Raw genomic sequence first — 19088 nt, 5'->3', positions numbered from 1 at the left:
GTCAGCACCGACGTCAGTGCAGCGCCGGTGCCTGGGGAGCGGCGCCGGGGGTTGCGCCGGGGGGTTGCGCCGGGGGGTTGCGCCGGGGGGTTGCGCCGCGGGTCTGGAGTGACCGCCGGTCGGCCCCGGGCGTCCCCGGAGCCGACCGTTCTCTTGAGTGACCGGGCCGCTGTCCCCTGCCGTCCAGTCACACCCCTGGGACGAGGTCCCACGACGCACAGCACGATCCGTACGTCTCATCGCCCCAGCGGAGCCACGCGTGGTTCTTTCGGGCCCGCCCCTGGCTGGCACGGACACCGGGACCAACGAAGCCCGCGGCGCCCCGGTCACGCGCCGTACGGGTGAGGGGCCACGCGTACGTGCGTACGTGTGCGTACGTGGGTCCGGAGTACGGGCGCGGTCCGGGGGTTCAGATACGGCCGCGGCACAGCTCCAGCAGCGTCATGGCCAGCGACGTGCCCGGCTTGCCCAGCGCGTCGCTGTAGTGGCTGAGGATCTCCATCTCGCGGGAGAGGTTCACGCGACGGCCGCCGGACTCGATCCGGGCCTTCTGGATCACCGCCGAGACGGCCATCCGTTCCTGGATGAGGCCGATGATCCGGTCGTCGAGGGCGTCGATGCGTTCGCGGGCGCCGGTGATCACGTCGGCGGCCTCGTCGGTACGGGCGCCGGTCCTGTCGAGTACGTCGGTCACGGTGGGGCTCCTTCTGTTCGGTTGTTCGGTGGAAGGGGTGCCCCGGAGCGACAGCGCCCGGAAACGGCAGGCGCCCCGGGCCTTGTCGGCCCGGGGCGCCTGGGAAGTCGCTTGTCAGTAGCTCAAGCAGCACGACCATGGCAGCCGGTGGGCCGGTTGCCATAGGTAAAGACGTAGGTCTGGTGCGTGAGCATGACGCCAGTATGCCCGCCAGGGCGGAGCGGGTCCAAGCCGGTTCGCATACTGAGACCCGGTCGTGCCGCGCCGGGGTTTCCTTCGGCCGAGGGCGGGCGGGGGCTGATCGCGCAGTTCCCCGCGCCCCTTTCGCGGCGCTCCTACCAGGGCCGCTCAGCTGATGAGAGACGCTTCCGAAACCCGCCGAAGGCACCCCCACGCCCACCCCCGGTAGACTTGACACCCCACACCCCATGCTCACCGCCGGAAGGCAAACCGTGCCAGAAGCGTCCCCCGCCGCCCCCGACACCGTCCTGGTCGTCGACTTCGGTGCGCAGTACGCCCAGCTCATCGCCCGTCGCGTCCGCGAGGCCCGGGTCTACAGCGAGATCGTGCCGAGCACCATGCCGGTCCAGGAGATGCTCGCCAAGAAGCCGGCGGCGATCATCCTCTCCGGCGGCCCCTCGTCGGTGTACGCCGAGGGCGCCCCCCGCCTCGACCGAGAGATCTTCGAGTCCGGCGTCCCCGTCTTCGGGATGTGCTACGGCTTCCAGCTGATGGCGACGACCCTCGGCGGCACGGTCGACAACACCGGCGCCCGCGAGTACGGCCGTACGCCCCTGCACGTCTCGCAGTCGGGGTCTCGCTCCACCCTCTTCGAGGGCACCCCGGACGAGCAGTCGGTGTGGATGTCGCACGGCGACGCGTGCAGCGCCGCCCCCGAGGGCTTCACGGTCACGGCGTCCACGGACGTCGTCCCGGTCGCGGCCTTCGAGAACGACGAGAAGAAGCTGTACGGCGTCCAGTACCACCCGGAGGTCATGCACTCCACGTACGGCCAGCAGGTCCTGGAGCACTTCCTGTACCGCGGCGCGGGCCTCACCCCCTCCTGGACGACCGGCAACGTCATCGACGAGCAGGTCGCCCTCATCCGCGAACAGGTCGGCGAGAAGCGCGCCATCTGCGGCCTCTCCGGCGGCGTGGACTCCGCCGTCGCCGCCGCCCTCGTACAGAAGGCCATCGGCTCACAGCTGACCTGCGTGTACGTCGACCACGGCCTGATGCGCAAGGGCGAGACCGAGCAGGTCGAGAAGGACTTCGTGGCCGCGACCGGCGTTCAGCTGAAGGTCGTGGACGCGGAGGAGCGTTTCCTCACCGCGCTCAAGGGTGTCTCGGACCCGGAGGAGAAGCGGAAGATCATCGGCCGGGAGTTCATCCGGGTCTTCGAGCAGGCCCAGGCGGAGATCATCGCCGAGGCGGCGGAGGGCGAGGACGTCGCCTTCCTCGTCCAGGGCACGCTCTACCCGGACGTCGTCGAGTCCGGCGGCGGCACCGGCACGGCCAACATCAAGTCCCACCACAACGTGGGCGGCCTCCCCGAGGACCTCGAGTTCGAGCTCGTCGAGCCGCTGCGCAAGCTGTTCAAGGACGAGGTCCGGATGGTCGGCCAGGAGCTCGGCCTGCCGGACGAGATCGTCCAGCGCCAGCCCTTCCCCGGCCCCGGCCTCGGCATCCGGATCGTCGGCGAGGTCACCAAGGAGCGCCTCGACCTGCTCCGCGAGGCCGACGCCATCGCCCGCGAGGAGCTCACGGCGGCCGGCCTGGACCGCGACATCTGGCAGTGCCCGGTGGTCCTGCTCGCCGACGTTCGCAGCGTGGGCGTCCAGGGCGACGGCCGCACGTACGGCCACCCGATCGTGCTGCGCCCCGTCTCGTCCGAGGACGCGATGACCGCCGACTGGTCCCGCCTCCCGTACGACGTCCTCGCCAAGATCTCGACCCGCATCACGAACGAGGTCGCGGACGTCAACCGAGTCGTCCTCGACGTGACGAGCAAGCCCCCGGGCACCATCGAGTGGGAGTAGTCCCGAAGCTCGTCCGCGTTCATCGGCGCCTGAGAGTCCGCACCGGCTCTCCGGGCTTCCAGATCTCGACGACCAGATACGTGTCGTCCTCGACGTAGGTCCGTACGACCTCTGTCAGCTCGGTGCGGAAGAGGTGGAACGGCTCCGGCGGTTCCACCTCTTTCACGTACGCGGCCTTGGCCGCCCCGTCGTCGACCTCGACGGCCCGTCCGCTGATCCGGACGTCTCCGCCCCCCATCGCCGTGCCCGGCCCCGGGTTGGCCTGGAGCGCGAAGCGCGGGTCGCGGCGCAGGTCGAGCGCCTTGAGCGAGTCCGGCATCATGCCGAGCCACAGCTCGCCGCGCAGGAAACGCACCTCCAGGCCGGTGGTCCGGGGCGAACCGTCCTCGCGGAGAGTCGCGAGGACGTGGTGCGTGAAGGCCCCGAAACGCTCTTCGACCGACTGGGCGAGTGAGGGTTCGGCTGCGGCGAAGGTGCCCCAGCGCGCAGGGTTCGCATGTTTGGCTGGGCTCTCGGTAGCGCTCATACGGTGAGTGTGGCACCAATACCCGACACCCCCTGTCGGGTATTGGCGGGCGCTCGGCAGGCGCCATCGGGCAGCGGCCCCGGCCGTCTCGTAACGGTTGCGCACTCTCTTCACCGAACGGCCCTGTTCTCCTGTGCCGACCGGAGGTAACTTCCGCTCGTTACCGAACACGCCAGTGCTGGAGGACCTATGCAAGGGCCCACGCCGCCCCTGCCCCTGCCCACCGACCAGCTGCAGTTCGCCATGCCACCGATGTACGACTCGCTGGACGACGAGCGATGTCACCGCAAGGAGCGGCTGGCCGGGGCGCTGCGGATTTTTGGGCGGCTCGGCTTCGAGGACGGGGTCTCCGGGCACATCACCGCGCGCGACCCGGAGTACAGCAACTGCTTCTGGGTGAACCCCTTCGGGATGCCCTTCAAGCACGTCACCGTCAGCGACCTGGTCATGGCCAACCAGGACGGACAGGTGATCGAGGGCCGCTATCACGTGAACCAGGCGGCGTTCACCGTGCACGCCCAGGTCCACGCCGCCCGCCCCGACGTCGTCGCCGTCGCGCACTGCCACTCCGTGCACGGCCGCGCCCTCTCCGCCCTCGGCGACCTCCTCGACCCGATCAGCCAGGAGAGCTGCGCCTTTTACGAAGATCACGCACTGTATGCCTCCTACACCGGTGTCGCCGTGGACACCGAGGAGGGCCGCCGGATCGCCGCCGCGCTCGACACCCACAAGGCGCTCGTGCTGCGCAACCACGGGCTGCTGACCGTCGGCGACTCGGTGGACGCGGCGGCCTGGTGGTTCCTGTCGATGGAACGCTCCAGCCAGGTGCAGCTGACCGCGCGGGCCGCGGGCCGCCCGATCCTCATCGACCACAAGCAGGCGGTCGCGACCCGGGAGCAGCTCGGCGGCGACCTGGTGGCGTGGATCAACTACCAACCGCTGTGGCAGGACATCAGCAGAAGCGAACCCGACCTCCTCAGCTGAAAGCCCCGGAGTGTGGCCGTCACAACCCTTGAGCGCCGCCGACGACCCCGGAGCGCAGCCGTCAAAAACCTCGGAGTACCGCCGCCTTCGTCGCCGCGAACTCCTCGTCCGTGAGCACACCGTCGCGGTGCAGCTCGCCCAGCTCCCGCAGCCGGCGCAGGAGTACGTCGTGGTGGTCGGCCTGGGGCGGTACCGGTCCTGCCGGTCCTGGTATCGGCCTTGGTCCTGGTACCGGTCCTGGTGCCGGTGCGGCGGCGGCGAGTTGCGGCGGCCGGTCGACGTACCCGTTCGCCCGGACGGACGGATGCGGCAGCCGGGCGGTCACCGCGGCGGCGACGAGCGCCGTCAGCAGATCACGGCGGGCGCTGCCCCACAGGTCGAGCGCGAACGGGTCCTTCTCGGGCGGCAGTTTGGAGAACACGGTCTCGCGCGTCACGAACCGCAGGAAGCCGTCCTCGTAGCCGGAATTGGGCAGCCACTCCACCTGGACCAGGTCCCCGACGGAGATGATCCGCGGGCCCGTCGCCCGCTTGACCCGGTCGGAGGTGTCGGCCCAGTCGATCCGCACCTGCGCGCCGTCGAAGGAGACCGTGCCGTCGCTGGACCGGACGGACACGGGCACGGGCGGCCCCATGAGGAGGAAGGCCTTCGCCGGTTCCTTGGGGATCTGGTCCAGGAGCAGGGCGTGCCGGATCTCCTCGGCGACGTACTCGGCGACTCCGGAACGGTCGATGTCGACCGTCAGCCGGTACGGGTCCGCCGGGTCGGGAAGCCGGCCGCCGGTCGCCTGGAGCAGCGGGTCGGCACCCTCACGGAGCCTGAGGCGCAACCGGCCGCGCTTGCGCTCGGGTTCGTAGGCGATGCCGGAAACCGCCTCCAGGGGAACGGCGATCTCCCCGTATGTCTGCCGGAACAGCGGCACGGAGCGGTGGAGTCCCGGTGTGATCCTGACCGTGCTGCCGTCGAAGGCCCAGGTCCCGTCGCGCTGGATGATCTCGGCCATAGGGAAATTCTCGCAGCCGGGTCAACACGGGGTCCGCCGCTTCACCCGCGCTGACCAGACCTGCCGGACGCGAGCACTGATTCGTACGGCACAATGCGCTGTCATTGCAGGGCAGTTGCAAGGTCGGCGTGGCTTGCGGGTCAGCTGTACGGCAGTTGTACGGCAGTCAGGTGTGCGGAGTCGTACGGAAACGTGCGGGGCGCGCGGAAGTTCTGGCCGCACGGGAGTTCTTGGGCGCGGGGAAGGCGGCAGCGGGCGTGGCGGTGCAGGAGGCGAGACACGGCGCGGAGCGCGGTGGCGGGCTCGGCGCGGGGCAGGGGGCCGCGCACGGGGGCGGCTGCACCTGCGGGGACTGTCCGCACGGGGCGCGTGAGGGGCACCGGCGGGCCGTCGCCGCGTTCCTCGCCAAGCGCGACGAGTTGGCGTCCGGGCAGGGACTGCCCGCGGCCGTCGCACACTCGGCGTCCGCGTCCCGGCAGTGGGTCTCCGACGAACTCACCCAGTCCGCCGACCTGGTCGCCGAACGCGGACGCGTCGACGGCGAGGCATGGCTGGGGCGCCTGTGGCGACGCACGGCATACGCCGTGTGGGCAGCCGTCCTGGCACTGCTCCTGGTGCAGGCACTGACGGCGATCGGCGCGGGCTGGACGGCGGCGCGAACGGCGGGCCTGCTCGCCGCTCTGTTGGTGGCCGGCGGGCTGACGGGCGCGGGCTATCTGCACCGGGCGCGCGGCGGCGCCCTCGCCCCGGTCATCGGCGAGGACAACCGCCTCTCCACCTCGCGGGCGATGGCGGCCGGCTGGGTCCTGTTCGTGGTGTACGCCGTACTCGTCCTGGTGGGCCAACTGGCGGCGGCCTCCGCCCACGGCAAGCGCGACGACCTGATCGCCGGCCTCGAACTCGCCCGCGGTGCCGGAGTGGTGACCGTCATCGCCGTCGTCTGCGCGATCGCGGTACTGGTACGACGGGTGGTGGGCCTGCGGGTCCTCGGGCAACGCCTGCAGAAGGTACGCGCCGACCGGCCGCGCGCCGCCGACCTTCTCACGGACGACTCCGGCCGGGGCAGCTTCGCCGACATCCAGTACGTCGTCGTCGGCGCCGTCGCCCTCGTCTTCGCGGCGGTACGGCTGGCCCGGCGCCCGGAACAGCTCCCCGACCTCCCCTGGGGCCTGGCGCTCCTGGTCCTCGTCTCGGCGGCCACCTACCTCGCCGGAAAGTACGCCGAGGGTGGCCGGCCCGTCATTCTCTCCGTCGTCCGCTCCCGCGAGGCCGGCGACCTCGACGCGCCGATCCGCACCGGCGACGACATCGAGATCCGGGGGGCCGGTTTCGTCCCGCCGGGAGCACAGACCGCGGACCGCCTGTCCCGCATGGTCGTCCGCATCGGTGCCGTGCATGTCCACGTTCCCCTCGTGCCGGTCCCCGGCGGCTTCAGCAACCCCACGGACGCCGTCCTGACCGTGCCGGTCCCGGTGGACGTGGAGCCGGGCCGGGTGGAGGTCCAGGTGGTGACGGCGGCCGGCGTCGAAACAAACCGCTGCGTGATCGAGGTAACGGACTGAGCTCTCTCCGCCCCCGGGGCGGCGGGTGCGAAAAAACTGGGGCCCGGCGGTTGAACGGGGACCCGCAGTCGTACGTATGGTCTATTGAGGGGTCACGGCACGTGGGCGAGAGGCGGCGAGAGTGATGACTCACGGTATGCAGACAGACACCCAAAGCCCCTACCTGAACGGTGGCGGACGAAGCTGGCGGGACACCGCCACCCGCTACGCCCTGTTGCCCATGCGCATCTTCCTCGGTGTCACCTTCATCTACGCGGGCCTCGACAAACTCACCAACAGCGCCTTCCTGTCCGACTCCGGCTCCGGCTCGGTCGGCGACCTGATGCGCGCGGTGCGCGACTCCACGGCGATCCCGGCCCTGGTCGACCTCGCCCTGAAGAGCCCCGTCGGCTTCGGCTACGCCATCGCCTTCGGCGAGCTGGCCGTCGGCATAGGTACCCTGATCGGCCTACTGGCCCGTCTTGCCGCGCTCGGCGGCGCGCTCATCTCCCTCAGCCTGTGGCTGACGGTGAGCTGGGCCTCCGACCCGTACTACTACGGCAACGACCTCCCGTACATGTTTTGCTGGGTGCCTCTCGTGCTGGCCGGGGCGCCCTACTGGTCACTGGACGCCCTGATCAGGCGCAGGCGGGCGGCTACCACCTGAGGGGCGGGAGCTACCCGAGGTAGGGGGGTCTCCCGGCCCTCCAGGAAGTGACTCACACACCGGACGCACCCTTGACGGGTCGGTGCCGCCCAGCCACCCCAGGCCGAGCGGTCCGTCCGCGCACGCCCGGCACTGCCCCGGCGCGCCCGAACCCCCAGGCTCGGCGCCCCGCCCGTCCCAGCTCGCTCCGCTCGCCCCGTCCCGGCTTGCCCCGCCCGATCCCTGTTACCCGGCCACCCCCGTGTCCGACGGCGAGGAATCCGCGCCGCCCGCGCCCCGCCCACCGGACCGTCGTCGGCGTATGCCATGGGTCAGGGACGCCACCGCCCCCGCCAGACAGAGCCCGCCCATGACGACGGGGATCACCACGAACCACGGTGTGTCCCACCAACCGCCGGCGTCACCGGCGTAGATGGTGCCCGCGGCGGTGAGGAAGAGGCCGGCGACCAGCTTTCCCGGCTGGAACTCATGACGTAGCACGGATCACCTCCGCCTGTCCCACGGCGACCTGGAGGCTCAGGTCGAGCGTGCCGCCGTCCTTGCCGCCGGTCGTGGGCGGCAGGGTCACCTGCTTGTGCTTGCCCGGTGCCACGTCCACATCCTTCTTTTTGTCGCCCGGCAACTGGATGTCCCCGAGGCCCACGTCGATGGTCAGTTTCACGGTCGCGTCCTTGGGGACGAGCACCTTCAGCTGGCCCGCGCCCACCTCCGCGTTCGTCGACACCGTCTGGCCCTTGGCGAGGTCGAGGCGGGTGAGGTCGAGGGTGCCCACCCCCGTGCCGAGGTCGTAACTCTGCTGTACGTCGGCCGCGGTCGCGGGAGTCCACTCGGTCCGTGTCCAGTGCGTGCTGATGTCCTTCGGCAGGGCCACGGAGCCGGCGAGCAGCGCCGCGGTGATCACTGCGAGGAAGACGGACCCCGCGCCCGTGCGCCCGACGAACGCGCTGAGTGCGATGCCCAGGCCGAACACGATGAGCGCGCAGGACAGACCGATCTGCAGGCTGTTGCCGAGTGTGTGGTCGTGCCACGTCAGGTCCGTGCCGAGGCCGTCGGCGAGGAGCGCGAGCAGGAACACCCAGCCGCCGATCCAGCGCGGGCCGCGCGGCCGTGACTCCCGCGCCGCGCGGAGGTCCCGTATGTCCGGGCGGGGGATGCCGCGGGCGATGTTGAGCGCGGCCGCGACATCCCGGTCCCGGGCGTCCTGGGGGCCCCACAGATAGCCGGTGCCGCCGACGTGCGAGCCGTCCTTGACGATCGGGTCGCGCCACCAGGAGGGGTAGGAGGCGGGGACGGGCGGGGCCTGTGCCTCGGGCGGGGCGTCGGCCACGGCCTGCGCGGCGAGCTGGTCGGGGTCGGGGGCGCCGCGCTGCTGCGACCAGTACCCCGCGCCCGCGAGAAGCAGGGAGAGGACGACGGCGAACGTGAGCACGCTGCCGTTCTTCAGCATCGACAGGAACACCCCGCACCCGACCAGGGCGAAGAGCACGGCCGTCAGCGCCTGGCCGTCGACTCGGCCGGTGAGGAGCTTGCGGACCTCGTTCTCCTCGTCGTCGTCGTACGGAACGAACAGCCAGACGAAGCCGTAGAAGATGAGTCCTATGCCGCCGGTCGCGGAGAGCACCGCGAGCACGATCCGGAAGATCACCGGGTCCATGTCGCACTGCCGCCCCAGCCCGGCGCACACCCCGCCCAGCAGCTTCTGCCGCCGGTCGCGCCGGAACTTGCGCGGAACCTCCGGCGCCGCCGGACCCTCGTGCGCGCGCGGCTCCTCACCGATGGCGCCCGGGGTGCCTGCGGCGGCGCCCGGGCCCGGGCCGGGCCCGGGGTCCGGCTCCGCTGCCGCGTGCTGCTGATCTGTCATGCGTCCATGGTGACGGGCGGGGCGGCGCGATGGCAGTCGGGATGACCCTGGCCGAACCCTGATATCGGCCCTGACGGGGGCGGCGGGATCCGTTCGATCCACGGCTTCTCGAAGATCAGGGGAGTCTCGGGGGTCGACCCTGATGCTCCGGCCCTCCGGCCGTGTGAACATCGATGGCATGCCGGAAGCCGCAGCACTGCCCGTCGACGATCCGCGGCCCCCGCGCAAGCTCTACCGCAGCAGTGACGGACGCTGGCTCGGGGGCGTGGCGCGAGGGCTCGCCGGGCATCTCGGGCTGCCCGTGATCTGGGTGCGGCTGGTGTTCGTCGGCCTGTTCATGGCGGACGGGCTCGGGGCGTTGCTGTATGCCGCTTTCTGGTTCTTCGTGCCGCTCGGCGTCGGCGGCGTCGGCTCCGGGCGCACCCCGGCCTTCACCACCGAGACCGCGCCCGACGGCCGCCGCAGACTTGTGGCCCGCAAGCCGGACAAGGGCCAGATCGTCGCCCTGCTCCTCATGGTCGTCGTGGCCATGGTCTTCGTCGGCAATGTGAATCTCGGCGGCGGGGCGAAGGCCTATCTCTGGCCGACCGTCCTCGTCGGTGCGGGCGTCGCCCTGGTCTGGCGCCAGGCGGACAACGCACGGCGGGCCCGTTGGGTGGAGGTCGGCCGCCGTCGCCGCACGCTCACGCTGCTGCGGTCCGCGGCCGGGGTGCTGCTCGTCACCGCGGGCGTCTCCGGGATATTCGTGCTCCAGGGCTCGGCCGCCCACCTCGGCTCGGTCCTGCAGGCGGCGCTCGCGGTCCTGGTCGGCATAGCCCTCCTCGCCGGCCCCTACCTCGTGCGCATGACACAGGACCTCTCCGAGGAGCGCCTGATGCGTATCCGCGCCCAGGAGCGGGCGGAGGTCGCCGCCCACGTCCACGACTCCGTGCTGCACACCCTGACCCTGATCCAGCGCAACGCGGAGAACGCGAACGAGGTACGACGGCTCGCTCGCGCCCAGGAGCGCGACCTGCGCGCCTGGCTGTACAAACCGGCGGGCAGCGGCAAGTCCGCGGAGGACGCTGCCGACGAGCCCACCACCCTCGCCGACGCGGTCCGGCGCAACGCGGCCGAGGTCGAGGACAAGCACGGCGTCCCCATCGAGGTCGTCGTGGTCGGCGACTGCCCGCTCGACGAGGGCCTGACCGCACAGATGCAGGCCGCGCGGGAAGCGATGGTGAACGCCGCCAAGTACGGTGGCGAGGGCGGCGCCGTACAGGTCTACGCCGAAGTCGAGGGCAGGACGGTCTTCGTGTCCGTCCGTGACCGTGGCCCCGGCTTCGACCTCGACGCGATACCCGCCGACCGCATGGGCGTCAGAGAATCGATCATCGGCCGTATGGAGCGCAACGGCGGCACGGCGCGGCTGCGCGCGGTGCCGGACGGCGGCACGGAGGTCGAGTTGGAAATGGAGAGGGCGGAGAAGACGTCATGAGCGACGCGAACGGGCCGACCGGGCAGACTGCTGGGTCGTCCGCGCACACCGGCCCGACAGAGCCGAGCGGCACCGCGACCGCAGCGGGGGCGGTCGGAGGGGCTCCGGCATCGAGCGGTTCGGTCGAGGTGGGAGCCAACGGGTCTGCCGAGAGCGGCAGTTCGGCAGCCACGGGGGCCTCCCTGGTTTCCGGCGAGCCTCAGGTGCCCGGCGGAGCCCCGGTGTCCGGAGAGTCTGACCTGGCCACCGAGTCCGTGGCCGCCACCGAACCCGTGGCCGTCATCGAGCCCGTGGTCGCGGCAGCGTCGGTGGGTGCCGCAGGCGGGCGTCGCGTGCGGGTCGTGCTCGTCGACGACCACCGTATGTTCCGTACGGGCGTGCAGGCCGAGATCGGGCAGACCGAGCAGACCGGCGTCGAGGTGATCGGCGAGGCCGCGGACGTCGACCAGGCGGTCACGGTCATCACGGCCACCCGGCCCGAGGTCGTCCTGCTCGACGTCCACCTGCCGGGCGGCGGCGGTGTCGAAGTGCTGCGCCGCTGCGCCCCGTTGATGGCCGACGCCGAGCAGCCGGTCCGTTTCCTCGCGCTGTCCGTGTCGGATGCCGCGGAGGACGTCATCGGCGTGATCCGCGGCGGCGCCCGGGGGTACGTCACCAAGACGATCACCGGCGCGGACCTGGTGGACTCCATCTTCCGCGTCCAGGACGGTGACGCGGTCTTCTCGCCCCGCCTGGCCGGATTCGTCCTGGACGCGTTCGCCTCGACCGACGCCCCGCCCGTCGACGAGGACCTCGACCGCCTCACCCAGCGCGAGCGCGAGGTGCTGCGCCTCATCGCTCGCGGCTATGCGTACAAGGAGATCGCCAAGCAGCTGTTCATCTCGGTGAAGACCGTCGAGTCGCATGTCTCGGCGGTCCTGAGGAAGCTCCAGCTTTCCAACCGGCACGAGTTGACGCGGTGGGCGACCGCGCGTCGACTGGTGTGACGTGACATGACGGTCCGGTGGGCGTGGCCCCGTCCGCACCACACCGGAGCGGCTCCCGCGTTTTTCACGCCACCCGGGTGGCCCCCGCGAACGGCATCTCGTCGACCGGTGCCAGGCGGACCGGCGCCGACGGATTCGGGGCGTGGATCATCTGACCGTTGCCCACGTAGATGCCCACGTGGCTGATGCCCGAGTAGAAGAACACCAGGTCACCGGGGAGGAGTTCGGAACGCGAGACCCGGCGGCCGGCAGCGATCTGGGCGTACGTCGTGCGCGGCAGCGAGATGCCCGCGGCGCGGTACGCGGCCTGGGCCAGGCCCGAGCAGTCGAAGGCGGCGGGCCCGGTGGCGCCCCAGACGTAGGGGCTGCCGAGCTTTCCGTAGGCGTACGAGACGGCGGCCGCCGCACGGGAGTCGGGAGCCGCGACGGAGCCGGACGACGCCGGCGGTCCCAGGTCCCGCGCGGCGGAGCGCGAGGCGTGCTGCCCGGCGCTTCTCGCGCTCCCCGCGCCCCCGGCCGCCCCGAGGTCCCCGAGCCGTGCGCGCTGCTCGTCGGTGAGCTGTCCCCACAGCAGCCGCGCCGTGTCCAGTTTTCCGGTGATCGTCTTCTTGGTTCGCTTCAGCTCCGCCTGACGCGACGTGAGCGAGGCCAGCTCGACGCGCGCGGCCCCGCGCAGCTGCTCGATCTCCCGCAGCTGCTTGCGTACGCGGGCCACTGCCTCCGCCTGCCGGCTGCCGGCCCGCTCGGCGAACGCGGCACCTTCCAGGTACTGGTCGGGGTTGTCGGAGAGCGCGAGCTGCAGCGCGGGGTCCAGGCCTCCGCTGCGGTACTGTGCCGCGGCGAGCGAACCCAGTGCGTCGCGCGCCGAGTTGAGCCGGTCCTCCTTGCGTGCCGCCTCGTCGCGCAGTGCGTTCAGCCGCTGCTCGGCCTTGTCGGCCTTCTCCTTCGCTCCGTCGTACTTCTGGGTGGCGATCTCCGCCTCCTCGTACAACTTGTCCACCTTGGCCTTCACCTGCGCCGGTGAGAGCTGTGGGTCCGCGTGCCCCGTTCCGTCGAAGCCCGCGGCCGTCGCCGCGCCCGCGAGGGCGATGGTCGCGGCGGTGCGGGCCGTGTTCCCGCCGAGCGAGCGCTGTCTGGGCTTGCGGTGCGCTGCCACGAGGGCCCACATCCTTCCCGGGGGGACTTCCGTACGACCGCCGGGACGAGCGCGGTCGGCGGGGGACGCGTCCGGCGGCGGCTCACACAGGGGGAGCGGGCCGCCGCCGGACCTTTCTCGGCGGTGGTGTCCGGCGGCCGCCCCTGGCCCGGGCGGCGGTGGGGAGCCGGTCACCTGGTGGAGGACGCTAAACCTCAGAGTGATGCGCCGGTAACGTCATGTACGGAACTGGCGCCACTGGATCGCCGGGTGACCGTATGTGACCGTGATCCCAGCCTGGCGCCGTCGACTTCACGCAGTGCGATGACCGATGGGGTGGTTCCGGGACAACCGGCGGTTCCCAGGTGGTACAGGTCTACATGGGGTGGGCCGGTGACAAGGGGGACCAGGGCCGCCTATTAGGCTCCGGCTCCATGGACGTACTCATCCATCTCTTCGTCGGCCTGCACATCATCGGCATCGCCGCGCTCCTCGGCGGTTTCCTCACCCAGATGAAGGCGATGGGCCAGGGCACCGCCCGGTTCGTCCCCGCCATGCTGCACGGCGCGCTGACCATGCTGGTCACGGGCATTGTTCTCGTCGGTCTCAACCAGGCCGACGACCACTCGGTGAACACGATCAAGATCGGCGTGAAACTGGCCCTGCTGATCGTGATCCTCGGGCTCGTCTATGTGAAGCGGGACGACGAGAAGGTGGAGAAGCCCCTGTTCGGGCTGGTCGGGCTGCTGACCATGGCGAACATCTTCATCGCGGTGCTGTGGACCTGAGCAGTGCCGTGGACCTGACGGTTCCGGCCGCCATCACCAACCAGGCCGCCACCGCGATCCACAGCAGCACCCGCCCGAGCCCCTTGGGCCACGAGACGTCGACGGCGGTCGCGACCGTCAGGGCCGCCGCCGCGGTCATGCCCATCGGGAACACGGTCGCCCAGCGCCGCACGTCGTAGCGCGGGCGCGGCCACAGCAGCTCCGCGACGGCCAGGACGAGGTACCAGCCGAGGCCGAGCACGAGCAGGCCGACGGTCACGCCGTGCAGCACGCCGTTGTCGTCGTCGTTCCAGAGGTAGGGGTTCACTCGGTACGCGGCGATCAGCTTCGATCCGGCCAGGGCCGAGATGGTGAGCGCGCCGCCCGCGATCCAGTGTTCCCCGGCCCCCACGGCGACCTCGCGGAAGTCGAAGCACAGCAGCGCCACCACGTACAGCGCGATTCCCAGCCAGAACAGCACCAGCGCCGTGTGCGCGAGCCAGTCCGCGCGCACGGCCGGGGCGAGCGCCGCGCCCAGCACCGCGAGCCCCTCCGTGGCCACGGCCGGGAGAAACACGGTTCCGGGCATACCGCGCGCGATGTGCCGTACGACCAGGAAGAGCAGTCCCGGCCAGAGCGCGGCCGACAGGGCGAGCAGGGCCTCCGCCGGCACCTGCCACCCCAGCGTGACCAGCCGGGTGCCGAGCACGGTGGTGGCCGCGACCGAGGTGAGCGCGCCGGGCGTGCCGGCCTCCGCCACCCACCGCCGCCGCTCCCGCAGCAGCCGTACGACGAAGTCCGTGGCGAGCCCGAGCCAGCCGACGGCCGCCAGGGCCAGCGCGATGCGGGAGAGGGTCTCGTAGCCGGTCAGCTGCAGCCCGACCGAGAGGGTTCCGGTGGCCATGACGGCGGCTCCGGCACTGGGCGGACGCTGCGCCCACCAGGTGTGCAGTCGGGCCCACCGGGCGCGGGGCGGGGAGGTGGCTGGCATGGGCCCGATGCTAGGGATCTTTGAACGGGTTGCCCGCGGGGCACGCGCGCGAAGCCGGGAAAACGCCCCCACGCGCGTGTGGCGCACGAAAACGCGGGGCACGCGCGCGTGGAGCCCGATGAGTTTCACGCGCGCGTGCCCCGCGGCAAGGCGTTATGCCGGACGCACCACGCTGTGGATGATCGACTCGCCGCCGTAGAAGATCGACTCCTCGCGGACGTACGCGCCCGGCTTGGGGGCGTGGATCATCATGCCGTTGCCGATGTACAGGCCGACGTGGCTGATGTCGTCGTAGAAGAAGACGAGGTCACCGGGCTTGATGTCGGCGAGGGCCACGGTGGTGCCCACGTTCACCTGGTCGTAGGTGGTGCGCGGGAGGGCGACGTCGGCGGCCTTCCAGGCGGCCTGGGTGAGGCCGGAGCAGTCGTACGAGCCGGGCCCGGTCGCACCCCACACGTACGGCTTGCCGATCTGGGCGCGGGCGAAGGCGATGGCCTTGTCGGCCTTGGTGGCGTAGGAGGAGTCGGCCGCCGAGGTCCCGGAGGTTCCAGAGGTCCCGGTGGTCGCGGAACCTGTCTGCTGCTGGGCCGCCGCCTCCTGGGCCTTCTTCGCCGCCGCGGCCTGCTGCTGCGCCAGCTCCGCCGCTTTGCGGTCGGCCTCTTCCTGCTGCTTCTTCTCGATCGCCGCGAGCCGGGCCTTGTCCTCGGCGGTCAGCTTCGAGAGCAGTTCGCGCGCTTCGGCGAGCTTGCGCTGGACATCGGCCTTGGACGTCTTCAGGGAGTCCTGCGACGTGGTGAGCGTCTGCAGGCTCTGGGAGGCCTCCGCACGTTTCTTCGTGGTGGCGGCCTGCTCGGTGACGTAGTCGTCGACGGCCGCCTTCTGGCGGGTGGTCAGACGGTCCATCAGCTGGCTCTGGTCGAAGTAGTCCTGCGGATTGTCGGCCAGCAGGAGGCTCGCGGTGTCGGGGACGGCGGCACCGGTGCGGTACTGCGCCGCCGCGAACGAACCCAGCTCCTCGCGCGCGGTGTTGAGCTTCTCCGTGCGCTTGGCCACGTCGGTGAGGAGGGAGTCGACGCGCTTGCGCTGCTGGGCGGTCTTCTCCCTGGTCGCGTTGTACTTCTCGGTGGCCGTCTCGGCCTGGTGGTAGAGATCGTCGACCTTCTTCTCGACCTCTTCGATGCTCGGCTTGGAATCGGCCGACGGCGCGGCGTTCGCCGTCTGGGAGAGCAGGGCCACGGAGGTGAGGGCCGCGGTGGCGAGGGCGGGGGTCCGTATGCCCGCTATGCGCGTACCCGTAGGACTCCACTTGCGATGTGACGCCAAGAGAGGCGACTCCTTCCGTCATCCGCCTACCGAGTTAGCTGTCGGGTTCGGGCGGGTACTTCCGGAAGGTTTGCCCTACGGTCCTTGCCCCACAAGGCAGTTGGACCGATTCACCCCAAGGTCGGTTTGGGTCCCCGGTTCCGGCTGCCGCGCGGGCGCACCGGATTCGGCGGAGACCGCACGGCCCGACGACGTTCGCCGGTTGCTGTCGAGCGGTCTGCCCGGCACGGTAGCCAAGTCATAAGTGTTCTGTGAAGTTTGATGTGCGATATGCCCGATACATTTTCGTGACCTTGACCCTGGGGGCCGCCGGTCATGGCTGACCGTAAGGAAGCGATTCTGAACGGTGACGGCGGGCCGTGGTGGGTGATGGTGGGCTGTGGCGGCGGAAAGACGGCACGCGGTCACGGAAAAACCGGTCGGGTTTCCAGGGTGGCCTCGGGTTGTCAGTGGGGCGGCCTAGACTCGGAGAGCGATGAGCAGCCTCTTTGACGACAGCTTCCTGGCGGACCTCCAGCCTTCAAGGGCCCATGAGGAAGAGCCCCCGCCGCCGCCCGAGGACGGGGCGCCGGAGCCGCTTCCGGACGACCTGTTCGGCGGCCGTTTCGACGTGCCCGCGAGCCGGGACACGTACTACCGCGACGGTGCGCACCGCCCTGCCGTGGACCCGGCGGCCCTGCTGGACGGGCTGAACGAGAACCAGCGCGCGGCCGTGGTGCACTCCGGCTCCCCGCTGCTCATCGTGGCCGGTGCCGGCTCCGGCAAGACCCGGGTGCTCACGCACCGGATCGCGCATCTGCTGGGCGAGCGCCATGTCCACCCCGGCCAGATCCTCGCGATCACCTTCACGAACAAGGCCGCGGGTGAGATGAAGGAGCGCGTCGAGCAGCTCGTCGGCCCGCGCGCGAACGCGATGTGGGTGATGACCTTCCACAGCGCGTGTGTGCGGATCCTGCGCCGCGAGAGCAAGAAGCTCGGCTTCACCTCCTCCTTCTCGATCTACGACGCCGCCGACAGCAAGCGTCTGATGGCGCTCGTATGCCGTGATCTGGATCTCGATCCGAAGCGTTTCCCGCCGAAGTCCTTCAGCGCCAAGATCTCGAACCTGAAGAACGAGCTGATCGACGAGGAGGACTTCGCCGCCCAGGCCGCCGACGGTTTCGAGAAGACCCTCGCCCAGGCCTACGCGATGTACCAGTCCCGGCTGCGTGAGGCCAACGCGCTCGACTTCGACGACCTGATCATGACCACGGTCAACCTGCTGCGCGCGTTCCCGGATGTCGCCGAGCACTACCGGCGCCGCTTCCGACATGTCCTGGTCGACGAGTACCAGGACACGAACCACGCGCAGTACGCCCTGGTCAGGGAGCTCGTCGGCCCGGCCGCCGGTGACCGGTCCGAGGACGTGTCGCCCGCCGAGGGCGACCTCGAGCCCGCCGAGCTGTGCGTCGTGGGTGACGCCGACCAGTCGATCTACGCCTTCCGTGGCGCGACCATCCGCAACATCCTCCAGTTCGAGGAGGACTACCCGGACGCGACGACGATCCTGCTGGAGCAGAACTACCGCTCCACCCAGACGATCCTGTCCGCCGCCAACGCGGTCATCGAGCGCAACGAGTCCCGCCGCCCCAAGAACCTCTGGACCAACGCGGGCGCCGGTTCGAACATCACGGGCTATGTCGCCGACACCGAGCACGACGAGGCCCAGTTCGTCGCCGACGAGATAGACCGTCTCACCGACGCGGGTAAGGCCAAGGCGGGCGACGTCGCCGTCTTCTACCGTACGAACGCCCAGTCCCGTGTCTTCGAAGAGGTCTTCATCCGCGTCGGCCTGCCCTACAAGGTCGTCGGCGGCGTCCGCTTCTACGAGCGCAAGGAGGTCCGGGACGTCCTGGCGTATCTCAGGGTCCTGGCCAACCCCGAGGACTCGGTCCCGCTGCGCCGCATCCTGAACGTTCCCAAGCGCGGTATCGGCGAGCGCGCGGAAGCCATGATCGACGCGCTCTCGCAGCGCGAGAAGATCAGCTTCGCGGGGGCACTGCGCCGCGTCGACGAGGCGTACGGGATGGCGGCGCGGTCGACGAACGCCGTGAAGCGGTTCAACACGCTCATGGAGGATCTCCGTACGATCGTCGAGTCCGGCGCGGGCCCGGCGACCGTCCTGGAGGCGGTTCTCGAACGCACCGGCTACCTCGCCGAGCTGCAGGCCTCCACCGACCCGCAGGACGAGACCCGGATCGAGAACCTTCAGGAACTCGCCGCCGTGGCCCTGGAGTTCGAGCAGGAGTCCGGCGAGGGCGAGGGCGAGGGTGAGGGAGAAGGCACGGGTGCGGCGGCCGGCGCGGGCGCGGCGTCCGGTGGGCTCTCCGCCTTCCTGGAGCGGGTCGCGCTCGTCGCCGACTCCGACCAGATCCCGGACGAGGAGGACGGCAACGGCGTCATCACGTTGATGACCCTGCACACCGCCAAGGGTCTGGAGTTCCCGGTCGTCTTCCTCACCGGCATGGAGGACGGCGTCTTCCCGCACATGCGCGCGTTGGGCCAGGTCAAGGAGCTGGAGGAGGAGCGGCGCCTCGCGTACGTCGGCATCACGCGCGCGCGGGAGCGGCTGTACCTCACCCGCTCCTCCATGCGCAGCGCATGGGGCCAGCCCTCGTACAACCCGCCGTCCCGCTTCCTGGAGGAGATCCCGGACGTACACCTGGAGTGGAAGCGCACGGGCGCGACGGCTCCCGTGTCCTCGGGCCCCGTCTCCGGCGTGGCCGCCTCGCTGTCGGCCTCGCGTTCGCGGTCCGCGGCGTCCGGCGCCTCCGGCTTCGCGACGCGTCGCGGGGCCTCCGAGAAGCCGGTGGTCTCGCTGGCGGTCGGCGACCGGGTCACCCACGACCAGTTCGGGCTGGGCACCGTGGTCGGCGTGAAGGGGACGGGGGCGAACGCGGAGGCGACGATCGACTTCGGCGAGGCGAAGCCGAAGCGGTTGCTGCTGCGGTACGCGCCGGTGGAGAAGCTGTAGCTCCACGGGGGCTGTAGCTCTACGGGGCTACAGCTCTACGAGGCTGTGGCTCTACGGGTCTGTGGCTCTACGGGTCTGTGG

16 protein-coding genes and 1 riboswitch are annotated in these 19088 nt (G+C 70.8%); of the genes, 8 read left to right on the top strand and 8 right to left on the bottom strand.

Annotation, left to right across the window (positions count from 1 at the left end):
• Window positions 1–409: 409 nt before the first annotated feature.
• A complete protein-coding gene (locus OG747_RS17310; protein WP_405885574.1) occupies window positions 410–748 on the bottom strand; it encodes a chorismate mutase in 339 nt (112 codons plus the stop codon).
• 374 nt (window positions 749–1122) lie between these two features.
• On the opposite strand from OG747_RS17310, the gene guaA reads away from it, so the two are divergent.
• Window positions 1123–2733 carry a glutamine-hydrolyzing GMP synthase gene (gene guaA, locus OG747_RS17305; protein ID WP_405880251.1) on the top strand — a complete coding sequence of 537 codons (1611 nt, stop codon included), beginning with the start codon at window positions 1123–1125 and terminating at the stop codon, window positions 2731–2733.
• Window positions 2734–2752: 19 nt separating this feature from the next.
• Here guaA and OG747_RS17300 read toward each other — a convergent pair whose 3' ends face one another.
• Entirely contained in the window at window positions 2753–3259 is a 507-nt protein-coding gene (locus OG747_RS17300) for a pyridoxamine 5'-phosphate oxidase family protein (protein ID WP_405880250.1), read from the bottom strand.
• 189 nt (window positions 3260–3448) lie between these two features.
• Between OG747_RS17300 and OG747_RS17295 the strand changes: the two genes are divergently transcribed.
• Window positions 3449–4243, top strand: coding sequence for a class II aldolase/adducin family protein (locus OG747_RS17295; protein WP_405880249.1), 795 nt, complete (start codon window positions 3449–3451; stop codon window positions 4241–4243).
• A gap of 61 nt (window positions 4244–4304) precedes the next feature.
• Here OG747_RS17295 and OG747_RS17290 read toward each other — a convergent pair whose 3' ends face one another.
• The gene (locus tag OG747_RS17290) at window positions 4305–5246 is read right to left on the bottom strand and encodes a DUF4429 domain-containing protein (RefSeq protein WP_405880247.1); all 942 of its coding nucleotides are present in this window, start codon (window positions 5244–5246) and stop codon (window positions 4305–4307) included.
• A gap of 257 nt (window positions 5247–5503) precedes the next feature.
• Here OG747_RS17290 and OG747_RS17285 point away from each other — a divergent pair, with 257 nt between their 5' ends.
• On the top strand, window positions 5504–6808 hold the full coding sequence (locus OG747_RS17285) for a hypothetical protein (RefSeq protein WP_405880246.1): 1305 nt from the start codon (window positions 5504–5506) through the stop codon (window positions 6806–6808).
• Between the two features lie 124 nt (window positions 6809–6932).
• Complete coding sequence (locus tag OG747_RS17280; RefSeq protein WP_405880245.1) at window positions 6933–7454, top strand: DoxX family protein; 522 nt, start codon at window positions 6933–6935, stop codon at window positions 7452–7454.
• Window positions 7455–7679: 225 nt separating this feature from the next.
• On the opposite strand, the gene OG747_RS17275 is transcribed toward OG747_RS17280, so the two are convergent.
• Together OG747_RS17275 and OG747_RS17270 are read right to left on the bottom strand one after the other, a co-directional pair.
• Window positions 7680–7934 (bottom strand): hypothetical protein, encoded by a 255-nt coding sequence (locus OG747_RS17275; protein WP_405880244.1) that lies wholly within the window; start codon window positions 7932–7934, stop codon window positions 7680–7682.
• Window positions 7921–9315, bottom strand: a complete 1395-nt coding sequence (locus tag OG747_RS17270; RefSeq protein WP_405880243.1) for a PspC domain-containing protein — start codon at window positions 9313–9315, stop codon at window positions 7921–7923. The genes OG747_RS17275 and OG747_RS17270 overlap by 14 nt, the downstream gene beginning before the upstream one ends.
• 178 nt (window positions 9316–9493) lie before the next feature.
• On the opposite strand from OG747_RS17270, the gene OG747_RS17265 reads away from it, so the two are divergent.
• Together OG747_RS17265 and OG747_RS17260 are read left to right on the top strand one after the other, a co-directional pair.
• Window positions 9494–10792: a PspC domain-containing protein gene (locus OG747_RS17265; protein WP_405880241.1), complete on the top strand. Its 1299-nt coding sequence runs from the start codon at window positions 9494–9496 to the stop codon at window positions 10790–10792.
• 254 nt (window positions 10793–11046) lie between these two features.
• Window positions 11047–11778 (top strand): LuxR C-terminal-related transcriptional regulator, encoded by a 732-nt coding sequence (locus tag OG747_RS17260; protein ID WP_405885573.1) that lies wholly within the window; start codon window positions 11047–11049, stop codon window positions 11776–11778.
• Between the two features lie 64 nt (window positions 11779–11842).
• On the opposite strand, the gene OG747_RS17255 is transcribed toward OG747_RS17260, so the two are convergent.
• Entirely contained in the window at window positions 11843–12934 is a 1092-nt protein-coding gene (locus tag OG747_RS17255) for an NlpC/P60 family protein (protein WP_405880240.1), read from the bottom strand.
• Between the two features lie 413 nt (window positions 12935–13347).
• On the opposite strand from OG747_RS17255, the gene OG747_RS17250 reads away from it, so the two are divergent.
• On the top strand, window positions 13348–13701 hold the full coding sequence (locus OG747_RS17250; RefSeq protein ID WP_405880239.1) for a hypothetical protein: 354 nt from the start codon (window positions 13348–13350) through the stop codon (window positions 13699–13701).
• Here the strand turns inward: OG747_RS17250 and OG747_RS17245 are convergent.
• Both OG747_RS17245 and OG747_RS17240 read right to left on the bottom strand, forming a co-directional pair.
• Entirely contained in the window at window positions 13679–14671 is a 993-nt protein-coding gene (locus OG747_RS17245) for a tellurite resistance/C4-dicarboxylate transporter family protein (protein WP_405880238.1), read from the bottom strand. The two genes, OG747_RS17250 and OG747_RS17245, sit on opposite strands and share 23 nt — an antisense overlap.
• A 153-nt stretch (window positions 14672–14824) precedes the next feature.
• Window positions 14825–15994 carry an NlpC/P60 family protein gene (locus OG747_RS17240; RefSeq protein WP_405880237.1) on the bottom strand — a complete coding sequence of 390 codons (1170 nt, stop codon included), beginning with the start codon at window positions 15992–15994 and terminating at the stop codon, window positions 14825–14827.
• 7 nt (window positions 15995–16001) lie between these two features.
• A riboswitch (cyclic di-AMP (ydaO/yuaA leader) is annotated at window positions 16002–16176 on the bottom strand.
• Window positions 16177–16469: 293 nt separating this feature from the next.
• On the opposite strand from OG747_RS17240, the gene pcrA reads away from it, so the two are divergent.
• Window positions 16470–19007, top strand: a complete 2538-nt coding sequence (gene pcrA / locus OG747_RS17235; protein WP_405880236.1) for a DNA helicase PcrA — start codon at window positions 16470–16472, stop codon at window positions 19005–19007.
• Window positions 19008–19088 lie beyond the last annotated feature (81 nt).

Origin of the sequence: Streptomyces sp. NBC_01384 (assembly GCF_045040035.1) — a bacterium.
Taxonomy (GTDB): Bacteria; Actinomycetota; Actinomycetes; order Streptomycetales; family Streptomycetaceae; genus Streptomyces.
Note: the sequence above shows the minus strand (reverse complement) of the source record. Positions and strands in the feature narration are given on the sequence as shown.

Excerpts from the sequence above, each read along its gene's own strand:
- guaA (WP_405880251.1), top strand. The coding sequence starts at position 1,123 with ATGCTCACCGCCGGAAGGCAAACCGTGCCAGAAGCGTCCCCCGCCGCC.
- OG747_RS17300 (WP_405880250.1), bottom strand. The coding sequence starts at position 3,259 with ATGAGCGCTACCGAGAGCCCAGCCAAACATGCGAACCCTGCGCGCTGG.
- OG747_RS17295 (WP_405880249.1), top strand. The coding sequence starts at position 3,449 with ATGCAAGGGCCCACGCCGCCCCTGCCCCTGCCCACCGACCAGCTGCAG.
- OG747_RS17290 (WP_405880247.1), bottom strand. The coding sequence starts at position 5,246 with ATGGCCGAGATCATCCAGCGCGACGGGACCTGGGCCTTCGACGGCAGC.
- OG747_RS17280 (WP_405880245.1), top strand. The coding sequence starts at position 6,933 with ATGACTCACGGTATGCAGACAGACACCCAAAGCCCCTACCTGAACGGT.
- OG747_RS17270 (WP_405880243.1), bottom strand. The coding sequence starts at position 9,315 with ATGACAGATCAGCAGCACGCGGCAGCGGAGCCGGACCCCGGGCCCGGC.
- OG747_RS17265 (WP_405880241.1), top strand. The coding sequence starts at position 9,494 with ATGCCGGAAGCCGCAGCACTGCCCGTCGACGATCCGCGGCCCCCGCGC.
- OG747_RS17250 (WP_405880239.1), top strand. The coding sequence starts at position 13,348 with ATGGACGTACTCATCCATCTCTTCGTCGGCCTGCACATCATCGGCATC.
- OG747_RS17245 (WP_405880238.1), bottom strand. The coding sequence starts at position 14,671 with ATGCCAGCCACCTCCCCGCCCCGCGCCCGGTGGGCCCGACTGCACACC.
- pcrA (WP_405880236.1), top strand. The coding sequence starts at position 16,470 with ATGAGCAGCCTCTTTGACGACAGCTTCCTGGCGGACCTCCAGCCTTCA.